The sequence below is a fragment of the Vibrio zhugei genome (genome assembly GCF_003716875.1).
In the GTDB taxonomy this organism is placed as follows: domain Bacteria; phylum Pseudomonadota; class Gammaproteobacteria; order Enterobacterales; family Vibrionaceae; genus Vibrio; species Vibrio zhugei.
This window is the reverse complement of the sequence record NZ_CP033078.1, coordinates 2,516,791-2,532,014: the sequence shown is the minus strand read 5'-3', so window position 1 is coordinate 2,532,014 and position 15,224 is coordinate 2,516,791. Positions and strand designations below refer to the sequence as shown.

The 15,224-nt window shown below is 47.3% G+C and carries 12 protein-coding genes; 8 read left to right on the top strand and 4 right to left on the bottom strand.

Annotated elements, in window-relative coordinates; all coding sequences use genetic code 11:
* The first annotated feature begins 1 nt into the window (after position 1).
* Both cysN and cysC read left to right on the top strand, forming a co-directional pair.
* Entirely contained in the window at positions 2 to 1,426 is a 1,425-nt protein-coding gene (gene cysN / locus EAE30_RS16840) for a sulfate adenylyltransferase subunit CysN (RefSeq protein WP_123016959.1), read from the top strand.
* Between the two features lie 11 nt (positions 1,427 to 1,437).
* Positions 1,438 to 2,046, top strand: a complete 609-nt coding sequence (gene cysC, locus EAE30_RS16835; RefSeq protein WP_390258121.1) for an adenylyl-sulfate kinase — start codon at positions 1,438 to 1,440, stop codon at positions 2,044 to 2,046.
* A 2-nt stretch (positions 2,047 to 2,048) separates the two neighbouring features.
* Here the strand turns inward: cysC and EAE30_RS16830 are convergent, their stop codons facing one another.
* From EAE30_RS16830 to msrA, 3 genes are all read right to left on the bottom strand, one after another.
* A complete protein-coding gene (locus tag EAE30_RS16830; RefSeq protein WP_123016957.1) occupies positions 2,049 to 2,960 on the bottom strand; it encodes a TIGR03899 family protein in 912 nt (303 codons plus the stop codon).
* Positions 2,961 to 3,360: 400 nt separating this feature from the next.
* Positions 3,361 to 3,945 carry a YtfJ family protein gene (locus EAE30_RS16820; protein ID WP_123016955.1) on the bottom strand — a complete coding sequence of 195 codons (585 nt, stop codon included), beginning with the start codon at positions 3,943 to 3,945 and terminating at the stop codon, positions 3,361 to 3,363.
* Positions 3,946 to 4,026: 81 nt separating this feature from the next.
* Entirely contained in the window at positions 4,027 to 4,665 is a 639-nt protein-coding gene (msrA, locus tag EAE30_RS16815) for a peptide-methionine (S)-S-oxide reductase MsrA (RefSeq protein ID WP_123016954.1), read from the bottom strand.
* A 153-nt stretch (positions 4,666 to 4,818) separates the two neighbouring features.
* On the opposite strand from msrA, the gene tamA reads away from it, so the two are divergent.
* Genes tamA through EAE30_RS16800 form a run of 3 tightly spaced genes read left to right on the top strand, consistent with a single transcriptional unit; the run spans position 4,819 to position 10,667 of the window.
* Positions 4,819 to 6,534 carry an autotransporter assembly complex protein TamA gene (tamA, locus tag EAE30_RS16810; protein ID WP_123016953.1) on the top strand — a complete coding sequence of 572 codons (1,716 nt, stop codon included), beginning with the start codon at positions 4,819 to 4,821 and terminating at the stop codon, positions 6,532 to 6,534.
* Positions 6,531 to 10,301, top strand: coding sequence for an autotransporter assembly complex protein TamB (gene tamB / locus EAE30_RS16805; protein WP_123016952.1), 3,771 nt, complete (start codon positions 6,531 to 6,533; stop codon positions 10,299 to 10,301). Before tamA ends, tamB begins: the two co-directional genes overlap by 4 nt.
* Before the next feature lie 9 nt (positions 10,302 to 10,310).
* The gene (locus EAE30_RS16800; protein WP_123016951.1) at positions 10,311 to 10,667 is read left to right on the top strand and encodes a gamma-glutamylcyclotransferase family protein; all 357 of its coding nucleotides are present in this window, start codon (positions 10,311 to 10,313) and stop codon (positions 10,665 to 10,667) included.
* 67 nt (positions 10,668 to 10,734) lie between these two features.
* Here the strand turns inward: EAE30_RS16800 and fbp are convergent, their stop codons facing one another.
* The gene (gene fbp, locus EAE30_RS16795; protein WP_123017406.1) at positions 10,735 to 11,754 is read right to left on the bottom strand and encodes a class 1 fructose-bisphosphatase; all 1,020 of its coding nucleotides are present in this window, start codon (positions 11,752 to 11,754) and stop codon (positions 10,735 to 10,737) included.
* Positions 11,755 to 11,986: 232 nt separating this feature from the next.
* Here fbp and mpl point away from each other — a divergent pair, with 232 nt between their 5' ends.
* From mpl to thiB, 3 genes are all read left to right on the top strand, one after another.
* Positions 11,987 to 13,372: a UDP-N-acetylmuramate:L-alanyl-gamma-D-glutamyl-meso-diaminopimelate ligase gene (gene mpl / locus EAE30_RS16790; RefSeq protein ID WP_123016950.1), complete on the top strand. Its 1,386-nt coding sequence runs from the start codon at positions 11,987 to 11,989 to the stop codon at positions 13,370 to 13,372.
* Positions 13,359 to 13,988, top strand: coding sequence for a flavin prenyltransferase UbiX (locus EAE30_RS16785; protein ID WP_123016949.1), 630 nt, complete (start codon positions 13,359 to 13,361; stop codon positions 13,986 to 13,988). The genes mpl and EAE30_RS16785 overlap by 14 nt, the downstream gene beginning before the upstream one ends.
* Positions 13,989 to 14,236: 248 nt before the next feature.
* Positions 14,237 to 15,217, top strand: coding sequence for a thiamine ABC transporter substrate binding subunit (thiB, locus tag EAE30_RS16780; RefSeq protein ID WP_123016948.1), 981 nt, complete (start codon positions 14,237 to 14,239; stop codon positions 15,215 to 15,217).
* Positions 15,218 to 15,224 lie beyond the last annotated feature (7 nt).

Here is a 15,224-nt window from a genome sequence, read left to right as displayed (position 1 = left end):
TATGAACAGCGTAGTACAAGCTCAACTCGACGAGCTAGGCATTGAAGGGTATTTACATCAGCATCAGCATAAATCTTTGCTTCGGTTATTAACCTGCGGCTCGGTGGATGATGGTAAAAGTACATTAATCGGACGTTTACTGCATGACTCTCAACAAATTTACGAAGATCAATTAGCGGCTGTTCATACTGACAGCCAGAAAGTGGGAACAACAGGGGACCGCCCAGATCTCGCATTGCTTGTCGACGGTTTACAAGCCGAACGTGAACAAGGCATCACGATCGACGTTGCGTATCGGTATTTTTCGACCAAAAAACGTAAGTTTATTATTGCCGACACGCCAGGACATGAACAGTACACACGGAATATGGCCACGGGGGGCTCCACTTGTGATTTGGCTGTCATCTTGATTGATGCACGTAAAGGCGTTTTGGATCAGACTCGCCGTCATTCCTTTATCGCCAATTTATTGGGCATCAAACATTTTGTTGTGGCCATCAATAAAATGGATTTGGTCGATTACTCTGAACTGAGTTTCCAACAAATCAAACAGCAGTACTTATCGTTCTCGAAACATCTCGATGATGATATTCATATCACGCTGGTCCCGTTATCGGCCCTTGAAGGGGATAATGTGGTGGATGCCAGTCAAAATATGCCTTGGTATCAAGGTCCGGCTTTATTAGATATTTTGGAAAACTCGGAGATTGATGCGCTCAAAGGCAGCGGTGAGTTTCGTTTTCCGGTGCAATACGTGAACCGTCCGCATCTTGATTTTCGCGGATTCGCTGGCACCGTGGCGGCAGGCCAAATTCAAGTGGGTGATACCATCGTCGCGCACCCGTCGGGTAAGTCGTCTACGGTTGAACGCATTGTCACGTTTGATGGTGATTTAGAACGAGCCCAAGCAGGACAAGCGATTACGCTGACACTCACCGATGAAATTGATATCAGTCGTGGTGATTTGATCACAAAAGAGGGCGCCCATATTGCACATACCAGTCAGTTTCTGGCGGATGTCGTGTGGATGGGAGAAGCTTCGTTGGATCCGCTACGCGATTACGATATTAAGATCGCAGAGAAGAAAACCATCGGTCGGGTCGAGAATATTCGTTATCAATACGATATCAATAACTTAGATACCTTTCATACCGAGCAATTACCTCTCAATGGTATTGGTATGTGTGAGTGGTCACTTACCAGCAAGCTTCCGATTGACCACTATCGAGCGTGCGCTGATACCGGCGGGTTCATCATTATTGACCGCCTGACCAATGTCACTGTCGGAGCGGGGTTGATTAGAGAAGCCCTAGAAAGCCGCCAGTCAACTCAGGAGTTTAGTGCTTTTGAGTTAGAATTAAACGAACTCATGCGTCGTCATTTCCCTCATTGGGAAATCAAAGATTTACGCAAGTTGCTCGAATAATGGAGGCAAGTGTGAGCGAACAAGAGACGATTGTATGGCATCAGCATACGGTCACCAAAGCCTCCCGAGCGGCACTGAAACAGCAAAAGCCTGCCGTTCTATGGTTTACGGGGTTATCTGGCGCTGGTAAGTCCACCATTGCCGGAGCGCTAGAAGGGAAACTGGCAGAACTGGGTTATCATACCTATTTATTAGATGGGGATAATGTGCGTCACGGCTTATGCCGTGACTTGGGTTTCTCGCAACAGGATCGCCGAGAAAATATTCGTCGTATTGGTGAGCTGGCGGCCTTGATGGTGGATGCGGGGTTGATTGTACTCACCGCGTTCATATCTCCGCATCGTAGCGAGCGAGACTTGGTGCGACACATGCTTCCTGAAGGCGAATTTATCGAAGTGTTCGTGAATACGGATTTAGCGGTGTGCGAAGCGCGCGATCCGAAGGGGCTCTATCAACGTGCTCGCCGTGGTGAAATCACGCAATTTACAGGGATTGATTCCGTTTACGAAGCGCCGCTCAATCCGGACATTGATTTGCCTGCTGGTGAAGAAACGTTGGACCAGTTGGTGCAACGTTGCTTAGAGGCATTACACCAGCGGGGGATTGTCGCCACATCCTAGGGTTACACCGTATGATGCATACTGCTTGTCGCGTCGGTTTGCACCGTAAACCGCTGACCAAGTAACGCGATCAGTTGGTCGTAGTAGGTCATATTGGGTTTGTTTCCCAATAGACGACACAATTCATGCCCTGTGGGGGTAAAGCGATAGTATAACAATCGCACTCCACGGGCATTGGTTTGTAAGGATAAATGCTTGCCTTGATAATCCAATGTTAAAGGCGGCTCTTGTTCTATTTCCCCTGACTCGAGTTCGGAGCCATGTAACAAGCCCAATTCAATTAATACCAATAAACTGGAGTAGGGCAGATGGAAGTTACCAATGTTAATGGTCGCGGTCATACTGCGTTTGCCAAAACGGAATATACTGCCGTTTTGCATCTTCAATCCAAACAATAGTTTTAAACTAGGGTCACTCCCATAGCTGCACGCCAAAGCAGCAGCACGCTGCATGGTTTGCGCTTCTTTCGGGGTCATATCTTGCAGCACTTTGAGTGCTTTCATGGATGTAAAACCTGGGTTTGTGACTTCCCTTTTGAGTACTTGAGCCCATAAGCGCTGCATTGATGAATTGTGTATATCCTGTGCCATATCAAAAAAGCGATGCAACCAGTCTTGATCGGGATCCCCTGCAATTTCATTATGGCAAGCGCCAAACGCCAGCTTCATGATTTTTTCTAAATTACGTTGGCGCACCTCTTTACGTTGCTGTTCACGTGAAAGGGCTCGTTGCAATAGGGTTGTGTCTGGTTTGGTGTCTGCAAGTAATGCATCTAATCCTTGTTGCCGTGCGATATAGGCAATCCGGCTGGCACTGTCTTTACTCTTTGAGTGCTTCTTTTCATGTGACGATGCTGTGTCATCACTCATAGGAATGACATGATTAATGACTGCAGGCTGTTTGTTCGTAGACATAGGTTCCCTAAAAACGGATGCATATCGATGGTATAAAATGTACTCGTTTATTGAAGTAGGAGCCAGTAAAACTCGACAAAATTTACCTACCGGAAATGATAATTTTTTGTTAAAATTGTTAAATACTGTGGGGGTAACAATGAAAAATATATTCAAAAAGAGAAAGCATTTTTCTGTCGGTGTGCTGGTATTGTCTTATGTGGGTGTGCTCATTTATTTAGCGCGTTATATTGCGTAACGGAGCCGAGTCGGGCTAGAACTCGGATCTTTTTTGGCTATTATTCTCTGCATTTGGGCCTTTCAAACACTCATTTTTCTCACTATTCGGTGTCCTTCCGTTTTTCGTATGTGAGTACTTACTTTCTTCCTGTTGTTTTAAAACCTTGATATTGATTATCAACTAGCGCTGCAGCAACTGTGCGACGATATGTATGAGCACATTGATGTTGTGATAGCTTAGCGTTCCATGTTTGAGGTATCTGACGACCCCCTGTTTGTCGACGACCAGAGTTGCGGGTTGATGATGCGCCAGCTGCCAATGCTGCGCAACTTGCCCATCTTCATCATAGATAATGCTCATCCACGGGTATTGTTTTTTCAGTGCTATCGCGGACGATTTCACAAACATTCCTGTTCCCCAAAACGCATCACTGGCATTGATAATTGCGGTGGTTTGATACTGCGTGCTATCAAAGTCTGCTCGAGCGATCGCATGCAAAAGATGCGGATTCAAGATGCGAGCCTCCGCTTTGCCGGGAACCAATTCAATAATACGGACTTTGCCAAGTAAGATATGACTGGACCAGGGAGAAAATACGCCCTGCTGTTGTTGCAGAGTAATGGCGCCTTTGTCCGTGACCGAGACGAGAGGAATGCGATGTTGAACGGAGACCATCTGCGCTTGCGCAGCACATGATAAGAGAATCAGACTTGCGAGGAGTCCGGCGCGTGCAAGAAGTGAAGCGTTGCCAAGCCAAGTAAACACAGAATCATTATTATCAGTGAAGAGGACGATACCGTTTAGGCAATACCTTGCTGAAAGAGTTCCAGCAAGGTCACGGATTAATTAGTCTTGTCGATTAGGTGGGAAACACACTCCGGTCCCGCCGATCCCGCAGTACCCTTGCGGATTTTTGGCTAGATATTGCTGATGGTAAGTTTCAGCGTAGTAATAAGGCCCAGCCGGTTCGATGGTCGTGGTAATGACATCATAATCATTGGTCGAGAGTAGTGCTTGATAGTCTTGCTTGGTCTTTTCGGCGATCGCGTGTTGCTGTTCATTAAAATAATAAATGGCAGAACGATATTGTGTACCAATATCATTGCCTTGGCGCATACCTTGGGTGGGATCATGACTTTCCCAAAAATGATTCAGTAGCTGCTCGGTGGATATTATCGCCGTATCGTAGATGACGCGCACGGCTTCGGTATGTCCGGTTTGTCCTGAACAGACTTCTTGGTAGGTTGGATTTGGCGTGTAGCCGCCAGTGTAGCCTACCGATGTTGAGACGACGCCGTCCAATTGCCAAAATAGACGCTCAGCTCCCCAAAAACAGCCCATCGCGACGATGATCGCCTCTTGCCCCGCTTTAGGTTGGGCGGTTAATGGGGCTTGATTGACAAAATGAGTATTACCCACGTCTAAAGGTTCAGAACGCCCAGGAAGCGCATTGTCAGCCGTGATCATCATAAGTTTTTCCCGCATGTTATATATCCTCAGTTGTTGACGTGTCTCTAAGCCTGAGCCCGTAATAAAGTAAGATTCTTGACTGTTTTCATACAGACTGATTTAGTGTTTATCGGTATGATGACAAACACCTATTTGGAATCCAATTAATTACGGTGCCCTTAATTAAGCATGAGAAGCCCATCTTTTCCAGCGTTAATCTTACTCGCGCTTTTTTCTGCGCCCTCCCTGGCCGATGTGGAGCTTGAACTCCAAGGCTTAGATGGCCCATTAAAAAAAAATGTCGATACTTATCTGGCGTCAATTCCAGAAAAAGACTATGCCACGACACTCAGGTTCCAGTCTCGCGTCAAAAAAGAGGTGGTGCAAGCGCTGAATGCTCTCGGGTATTACCATCCCAATGTACGATTTTCTGTTTCGGAGTCTCAGGATGAGTTAGTGATTCATGTGAGTGCTGGGCCTGTCACGACCATCAAAAAACTCGATATTGATATCAGCGGCGAAGCCAAAGATGACGAAGATTTCCAAGCTCTCATCAAAAACAGTGGATTAAAAGTCGGTGAGGATTTAAACCACGGCCAGTATGACAACCTGAAAAGCGATATCAGTAGCTTGGCATTACAAAAAGGCTATTTCAATGGCCATTATACGGCCAACCGACTTGGCGTCTCTCCTCAGCTCAATGAAGCTGAGATCACACTGCATTTTGATAGTGGTATTCGCTATAACTTTGGCAAAACGACCATTACGGGAAGTCAGATTGAGATGCAGCGGGTCAAGTCTTTGCAGCCTTATCATGAAGGGGAACCTTATGATGTGCGTAAAGTGGGTCGGTTTAATCAAACGCTTTCCAGTACTCAATGGTTTTCCTCTGTCTTGGTTGAGCCTGATTTATCGAATTTAGATACAGAGCGTGATTTACCTGTCAAAGTTTCCTTGGCGCCGCAAGCTCGTAATCAGATTGAAACGGGGTTAGGTTATTCCACCGATGTTGGTGCTCGTGCGACCCTCAGTTGGAAACAGCCATGGGTGAATAAATACGGACACAGCTTCGATAGCCGTTTTTCCTTATCTGGCCCAGAACAAGCCATTACCTTGGGTTATAACATTCCTTTAGAAGACGTGGCACATCAATACTATCGCTTATCTTACGGGATGAAGCATGTCGATGACCGAGATACGAAAAGTATCGAGTCCAATCTTTCGATAGAGCGGCATTGGCGTTTTGACAACGGGTGGCACCGTACCCTGTTCACTCGTTATTTAATCGAAAACTATCAACAAGGTGAGCTTGATGATGTTGGGCATTTCGTGCTACCTGGTATGACTTTTACTCGGACGCGAACACGCGTTACTGACTCGTTAATTACGTGGGGTGATAAGCAAAGCATCACCGTCGAATATGGTGATCCGACGTTATTTTCGGAGACACAAATTTTACGTGTGTTAGCCGGAACATCGTGGATTCGCAGCTATGGTGACAATCATCGAGGTTTACTGCGCGTCAATGGTGGCGCCAACTTAGCGCAGAATTTTGATCGTGTCGCGCCTTCTTTGCGCTTTTTTGCGGGTGGTGATAACAGTATTCGAGGGTATGGCTACGAATCCATTTCACCACGCGATTCAACTGGCGCTCTGGCTGGGGCGAAATATATGGTCACCAGTAGCTTAGAGTACCAGTACCGAGTGACAGGTGATTGGTGGGCGGCGTTCTTTGTCGACTCTGGGGATGCGTTTGATACAACGCCCAACTGGAAAACCGGCACCGGTTTTGGTTTACGCTGGGTCTCCCCCGTAGGGCCTCTTCGACTGGACTTCGCGTGGGGGCTTGATAATGACCCCGGTGATCAATTTCGCATCCATTTCACCTTAGGACCTGAGCTATGATCCATGTGGCCTTAAAGTGGACCAAGATCCTCTCGATGTTTACCGCGATGCTGCTGCTGATCGCCGTCTGTTTGGTGGGCGGATTATTACTGACTAATACGGGGCTAGATTTGGCCTTATACGGCACCCAACAGTTTGTACCACAGTTAAAAATTGGCAAAACAGAAGGGGCCCTTTTTCCTGATTTTACCTTACATGATGTCCGGTATGCCGATGATAAGCTCGGCATTGATTTTCAAGCAAAAACCGTTCAATTGGGCATTAAAGTCGATTGCTTTATGGATGCCGCCTTGTGTATTAAGCAACTGAATACCCAAGGTCTGACATTGAAAGTGACTGACACACAACCGGCTACCACGCCTCCCCCTAACAATGACGGCCCACTGAATATAGCGACACCGATTCCGGTCTATATTGGTGGACTGAAAGCCGATAATACCGATCTTGATATTATGGGCACCCGTCTGCAATGGCAGCATTTAGCGTTACGTGCGTTTATGAGTGGCAATTCGTTGCATTTAGATCAGTCTGAGTGGAAAGGCATTCGGTTGCGACTCCCTAAAAGCGAGAAGCCGTCTTCGCCTCCTCAGGCAAACCGCAAACCAATAAAACCTCAGGATATTCGTTTAGCGCTTGAGCGAATTACGTTGCCGCTTAATGTGTATGTTAAGCAACTGGACGTCTACGATTTCCAGTGGTTAACGGATGCGCCTTTGGTGGTCAATCATTTGGGCTTAAGTGGTAAAGCGGTGAACGATCGAGTGACCATTCATGCGTTGTCACTCAAGACGCCTCAAGGCCATGCACAGCTTAATGGCGATGCACAGTTATCGGGAAACTACCCACTTAATATTGCTTTGAAAGGAAAAACCCAAGGTCAGCCGTTAGATGGACAAGGCTTTGATATTAAAGCGTCGGGCAGTCTCGCGCACCTCAACGTTGTGGCGAATTTGCAAGGTCCACTGACGGGGGATATCAATGGTAAAGTCGCATTAATGAGTGCGGCGATGCCCTTTGACCTCAGGCTCAAAGACGTGAAAGGCAATTGGCCACTGCAAGGTGCTGCCGATTATCATGTGCATTCTTCCAATTTAACGGCCAGAGGTGATTTAACGGACTACCAGTTTACGCTGCGAGGTGGAGTGACCGGGGCTACCATTCCTGCGACCAAGCTGACGATGAGCGGTGCTGGGGATCTCTATCAGGTCAAGGTGACGCGTCTTTTGATGGATACCTTGAAAGGACAGTTGTCTGGTGCTGTCTCCGCGCATTGGAAACAGGCGGTGAATTGGCAAGGACAGTTTGAGTTCAAGGATATTCATCCGGGAGAACAATGGCCTGATGTGCCGGGTGTCATCAATGGTCAACTGCAAACCTCCGGTCAATTGACCGAGCAAGGCGGATGGAAAGTCACGATTCCTACTCTTGAATTAGATGGAGAGTTACGTCAATCCCCATTGAATGTTCAAGGGCAGTTAGCGGCTAGTGATACTCAAGGGAACGGTGATGTGACGATTGATACCGAAGGGTTATCGCTATCCCACGGCAATAATCACGCAGATATAACCGGATCGTTAAGTGACCATTGGGATATGACGGTTGCGTTAAATATTCCTGATCTCCATGAATCTTTGCCACAAGCTCAAGGATCGGTGGTGGGCAAGCTGCAATTAAAGGGCGCGATGAAGCAGCCGAAGATCCAATTGAATCTGCAAGGGAAGGCGATTGAATGGCAGCAGCTAGCAGCGTTAGATCGTATTCAATTATCCGGTTCCGTGGCGCCTTTAGTCGATCCAACCGTGGATCTGACCTTAAAAGCCTCAGGATTAACCTATCAACAACAGCATGTGTCTAGCTTGACGTTGGCAGTCTCTGGGACGGAAAAGCACCATCGTATTACCTTTGATACCGTGGCGGATAAGCCTCAGATACAAACACACTTGGCGCTATCAGGCTCACTCAAAGATAGACAAGCTCTGCTTTGGAAAGGGAAAATATCCCGTTGGACGATTCAAGCCCATAAGAGTATTTGGCGACTGAGTGATGCGCTTCCCATCACCATCAATGGGGACAAACCCAGCTTATCGCTTGCCGCTCATTGTTGGCGACAGGGTGAGGCGTCTATTTGTTTAAATAAAGACACGACGATTGGCAAGCAAGGCAGCGTGGATGTTGCGATCAACCATGTCAATTTTGCCGACTTGGACGACTTTCTGCCCAAGGGAACACGGTTACAAGGAGAAGCTCAAGCGCAACTTAAGGCTAAGTGGGGGACCGAGCAAACACCGCAAGTGAATGCGGATATTGAGTTAACGTCAGGACAGGTCGTTCAACAGCTCAATCATCCGATGACATTAGGTTGGAACAAGGTCGATGTCAAAGCGACGCTGGCTGATAATCAATTAAAAGCCCATTGGCTTATAGACGTGACCGATAATGGTAAGCTTTCTGGGGATGTGACCATTCCTGATGTCACGCAAACGGATAAAACCATGCAAGGTCACCTCAAGTTGACGCCGTTTAATCTCGACTTTTTAGCCAATCAATTTGGTCAATACAGTCGTGTTGCTTCATCGATAGAGACGGATTTATCCTTTTCTGGGGATGTCTTGCATCCCAAAGTGACTGGCAAGCTGTCTGTGAATGATATCGAAGTTCATGGTGATATTTCACCGGTTGAGGTGGATGACGGTCAGTTCGGGGTGGATTTCAATGGGTATACCGCACAGTTAAATGCCAATGTCTCCACCAAAGAAGGCCAATTGCTTGTGGATGGCGAGGCGGATTGGCATGACATGGCGAATTGGTTCGTCAATGCACATGTCGGAGCAAAAGGGAGCTTGAAGGTCACCGTGCCGCCGATGTTCAGTGCCGATATTATTCCTGATCTCAAGTTAGCCCTGCACCCTGATGAAGCGAAAATTACCGGTCAGGTGCATTTACCAAGCGGTCATGTCAAGGTTGAAAAACTGCCACCAAGCGCAGTGAATGTTTCAAAAGATCAAGTGCTGTTAAATAAAGAAATGCAGCCTATCGATCCGCAACAAGGTCTGCCATTCAAAGTGGAAACGTCGATCTTGGTTGATATTGGCAAGGACTTCGACTTGGATGCATTCGGCTTAAAAGCTGGACTGAATGGGCGATTGAAAGTGACCCAAAATGACAAAGGGCCGTTTGTGAGTGGCGAGGTCAACTTAACCGATGGTACTTACCGCTCATTTGGGCAGGATCTGCTGATTAAAGAAGGCAAAGTCATGCTCAATGGCCCGATCGATAAACCGTATTTGTCGATCACCGCGATCCGTAATCCTGAGAACACCGAAGACGATGTAACAGCGGGCATCAAAGTGACGGGCTCAGTGGACATGCCGAAGGTGACGATTTTCTCCGAGCCTGCAATGCCACAAGCCAACGCGCTCTCTTATTTATTGCGTGGTCAAAATATTGATGGTCAAGATGGGGGCGATCCGATGACGGCGACGCTCATAGGGTTGAGTCTGGCGCAAAGCGGTAAGTTAGTCGGAGAAATTGGCAATGCGGTTGGTGTTCGTGATTTACAATTAGATACCAAAGGCTCTGGCGATGAGTCTCAGGTTACCGTGAGCGGTTATATTTTACCCGGTTTGCAAGTGAAGTATGGAGTGGGTATTTTTAACTCAGTGGGTGAATTTACCATCCGTTATCGTTTGATGAAGGATTTATATATTGAGGCGGTATCAGGGCTCAGCAGTGCCGTGGATGTATTGTATCAATTCGAGTTTGATTAGGGAGCGACGATGCAACAACATTTGGTGTTCGTTTATGGCACTTTGCGCCATGGAGAAGTCAATCACGAATATTTGGCCAATAGTCAGTGTTTGGGGACGTTTGATACTAAGCCAGAATATACGTTATATGATTTAGGTGATTATCCTGGGCTGGTGGAAGGACATAATACGATAGCTGGGGAAGTGTATGTGATTGATGATGCGACTTTAGCTCAGCTCGATATTTTGGAAGAGGTGCCGATTGAGTATCGCCGAGAGCAAATAGAAACACGCTATGGAGATGCGTGGATTTATTTGTATCAAGAGCCACATGAGCTGCAGCATGAAATTGCCTCAGGAGATTGGTTGCAGCGCAGTCGGCGTTAAGTCTGGCTGTATTGGGTGCACATCAATCAAATCAGCCCAGCTTACTGTGCAAACTGGGCTGATTGGATCAGTCTTGAGGATCGGGATGCGAGGCTAAGAAATCTTGGACCGTTTTGACCATATTGGTCGATCCGAGAAATAGCGGAGCACGTTGATGCAGTTCATCTGGAACGATATCTAATATACGAGTGTTCCCATCGGTGGCGATTCCCCCAGCTTGTTCGACAATGAACGCCATCGGGTTGCATTCGTACAGTAAACGCAGTTTCCCTTGTGGGTGGCTCAGTGTACTTGGGTATAAATAGATGCCACCTTTGATAAGATTGCGGTGAAAGTCTGAGGCTAGCGAGCCAATATAACGTGATGTATAAGGACGGTTGTCCTTTGGTACATTTTCTTGACAATGCTTAATGTATTGTTTCACGCCTTGTGGGAAGCGAATATAGTTTCCTTCGTTGATCGAATAAATCTTACCATCTTGCGGTATGGTCATATTTTCATGAGAAAGACAAAATGTCCCAATCGAAGGATCGTAGGTGAACCCGTTAACGCCATTCCCTGTGGTATACACTAGGATGGTTGACGAGCCATACACGACGTAGCCAGCGGCGACTTGACGATGACCTGGTTGGAGGAAGTCAGCATCAGTCGGTGGTGTCCCAACTGGAGATAAGCGCTCATAGATACAGAAAATCGTGCCCACAGAAACGTTAACATCGATATTGCTCGAGCCGTCGAGTGGATCCATTAGCACCACATATTTGGCATTTTGGTTGAGTTTTTGGGTGAAAATGACCGCTTCGTCTTCTTCTTCGCTTCCCACGCCGCAGACTTGATCTCGGGCTTCTAATGCGGCTTTGAACTGTTCATTCGCATACGCATCCAACTTTTGTTGTTCTTCCCCTTGGATATTATCGACACCAGTAGCGCCGGTAATATCGACCAGTCCGGCTTTATTAATTTCTCTGTTGACTATTTTAGCAGCCAAACTAATGGAAGAAAGTAATGAAGAGAGTTCACCACTGGCATGTGGGAAATCGTGCTGTTTTTCAACAATGAACTCGCCCAGTGTTCGTAATTTAGTCATCGCGTATCCTTGTATGATGAGAAAAGAGAGAGCAATCATGCGCCATCTCTATCGAGAGTGGTTAGTTTACAATATTAGACCAATGATGCTTGGTCAAGTGCCTTGCTGATCTCTCACTTTACGACTTCAATACGATGAAATGACAGAGTTCTGAAAAACCTTTACTCGCAATTGTTGAGTGGATCAGGATAATGAATGCAGAAGTAACAGTGGCTTGTGAGGCTCAATTATTATGCACATTCATATTTTAGGCATCTGCGGTACCTTTATGGGAGGGCTTGCCGTTCTGGCCAAACAACAGGGACACCATGTGACCGGTTGTGACGCCAATGTATATCCTCCTATGAGTACGATGCTAGAGGACCAAGGGATCGAGATCATCGAAGGTTTTGATCCTGAGCAACTGAAGCCACATCCAGATTTAGTGATTATCGGCAATGCATTAAGCCGGGGCAATCCGTGTATCGAATATGTGCTAAACCATAATCTGCGTTATACCTCGGGCCCACAATGGCTCCAGGATCATTTATTGTGTGACCGTTGGGTGTTGGCTGTGGCGGGTACCCATGGCAAAACCACGACAGCCAGTATGTTGACATGGATTCTTGATGATTGCGGCTGTCAGCCCGGTTTTCTTGTCGGTGGGGTGCTGGGTAATTTTGGCGTGTCGTCGCGTTTGGGCGAGAGCATGTTCTTTGTGGTTGAAGCCGATGAATACGATAGCGCCTTTTTTGATAAGCGCTCTAAGTTTGTGCATTATCATCCCAGAACACTCATTATGAATAACTTAGAGTTTGATCATGCGGATATTTTTGACGATCTAGAAGCGATCAAGCGACAGTTTCATCATCTTGTGCGTACCGTGCCTGGTCAGGGACGCATATTCTCTCCTCAAGCTGATGAGGCGCTGGAGGATGTGTTACAGCGTGGCTGTTGGAGTGATCAGGAACAGGTCGGCGAGCAATCTCAGTGGCAAGCCATTAAACAGACGCCAGATGCCAGCCATTTTCACGTGTACTTTGCCGGTGAGTATGTTGGTGAGGTGACATGGTCCTTGGTCGGCGATCACAATATGCATAATGGGTTGATGGCCATTGGCGCCGCTCGACACGTTGGGGTGACGCCCGATCTTGCTTGTGAAGCTCTCGCTAAGTTTGTGAATACCAAGCGCCGATTAGAATGGAAAGGCGAGGTGAACCACGTCACTGTATACGACGATTTTGCCCATCATCCGACGGCGATCCAACTGACCCTTGAAGGGTTACGTAACAAAGTCGGTAAGCAACGCGTCTTAGCTGTTCTTGAACCACGCTCCGCAACCATGAAATTAGGCGTGCATAAAGCGGCGATTGCCGATGCGTTGGCGCAAGCGGATGAAGTTTTCTTATTCCAACCGACGAACATTGCGTGGCAAGTGCAAGATATCGCCGACCATTGCCGACAACCTGCGTATACCAGTGACGATATTGATCAGCTCGTTAAGCAAATTACACAACATGCGCAGCCCGGTGATCATATCTTAGTGATGAGTAATGGCGGATTTGGTGGCATTCATGACAAGCTATTGGCGGCATTGAGTGAATCAGTGCAAGAGGTAAGAGCGCATGACACAGTATAACAAGCAGATTACGCTAGCGTGGACTGGCGCTTCTGGGGCGCCATATGGACTGAAATTGCTAGAATGTTTATTGGGGCAAGATTACCAAGTCTATTTGCTGATTTCATCAGCCGCACGAGTGGTATTAGCGACCGAACAGGGGCTCAAATTACCAGCGGGACCAGAGGCGGCACACAAGGTATTGGTTGACTATTTTCAGTGTGATGCTGAGCAGTTAATCGTCTGTGGCAAAGAAGATTGGTTTTCTCCGGTGGCCTCAGGCTCCGCTGCGCCCAAACAAATGGTGGTCTGCCCCTGTTCTGCCAGTTCGGTGGCGTCCATTGCCTATGGCATGTCAGATAACCTCATTGAACGCGCCGCTGACGTGGTGTTGAAAGAGCGTGGCCAGCTACTTCTGGTTGTGCGAGAAACGCCTTTTTCTACGATTCATTTGGAAAATATGCACAAGCTTTCGCAAATGGGGGTCACAATTATGCCGGCGGCCCCTGGGTTTTATCATCAACCTCAAACGATTGATGACCTAGTGGATTTTATGGTCGCGCGGATTTTGGATCACCTTGGCGTCGAGCATCACTTGGTCGGACGCTGGGGCTACAATAATAAGCGTCCAGAGTAGCTAAATTTTTCATTTGCCTTTACAATTTGCGTACTCATCGGGGAGCACACCCACTGAATAGTGGCGCTGAGATTGGACGATACGTCCAGAACCCGTTAATCATGACATGATTAGACACCTGAACCAGATAATGCTGGCGTAGGAATTGAGTGCGGTTGTAAAAATCGATAGCGTGATTCTCACATCCCCCCTCAAGCCTGTGCCGCTCACACTATGGAGAGCGAGCCTTGAAACACCATACTTTTACTATGTTGACCGCGAGTATTGCAATACTGGCGTCCGTTCCTGCATTGGCGAAAAATCCAACTTTAACCGTGTATACCTACGATTCCTTCACCTCAGAGTGGGGCCCCGGGCCACAGGTAAAACAATCCTTTGAGAAACAGTGCGACTGTACTTTGGAGTACGTGCCTTTGGAAGATGGGGTGTCGATACTCAACCGAGTGCGCCTCGAAGGGTCACATACTAAAGCGGATATCGTGCTCGGGTTGGACAATAACCTTATTGCAGAAGCACAGAAAACACAGTTATTTGCCCCCAGTCCAGTCTCGCTTTCTCCGGTAAATGTGCCTAACGGCTGGGATAATCAGACATTTATCCCATTCGATTATGGTTACTTTGCCTTTGTGTATAATAAAAATACGCTGAAAAATCCACCGCAAAGTTTGCACGATTTGGTCGAGAATTATCCAAAACTGAAGATCATTTATGAAGACCCGCGTACGTCAACGCCCGGGCAAGGATTATTGCTATGGGTGAAATCAGTTTACGGTGATCAATCCGAGCAGGCTTGGCATCAATTAGCGAAGAAAACAGTCACGGTAACCAAGGGGTGGTCTGAGGCGTATTCGATGTTCCTGAAAGGGGAAGCGGATATGGTGCTGTCTTATACCAGCTCACCGGCTTATCACATTATTGCTGAGAATAAGCACCAATACGCCGCGGCCAACTTTAGTGAAGGGAATTATTTACAAGTGGAAGTGGCCGCCAAAGTCAAAGGCACGCCACACGCTAAGCTGGCCGATGAATTTTTACACTTTATGCTGACGCCCGCTTTTCAGTCGCTGATCCCCACAACAAACTGGATGTATCCCGCGACTAATGTCGCGCTTCCCAAAGGTTTTGAGCAGTTGACGTTACCTAAGCACGCTTTAATGTTCTCGCCTGAGCAAGTTGCCGAGCATCGTCGTAGTTGGGTTCGTGAGTGGCAGCGTGCGGTCGCGTATTAAGGGGAAG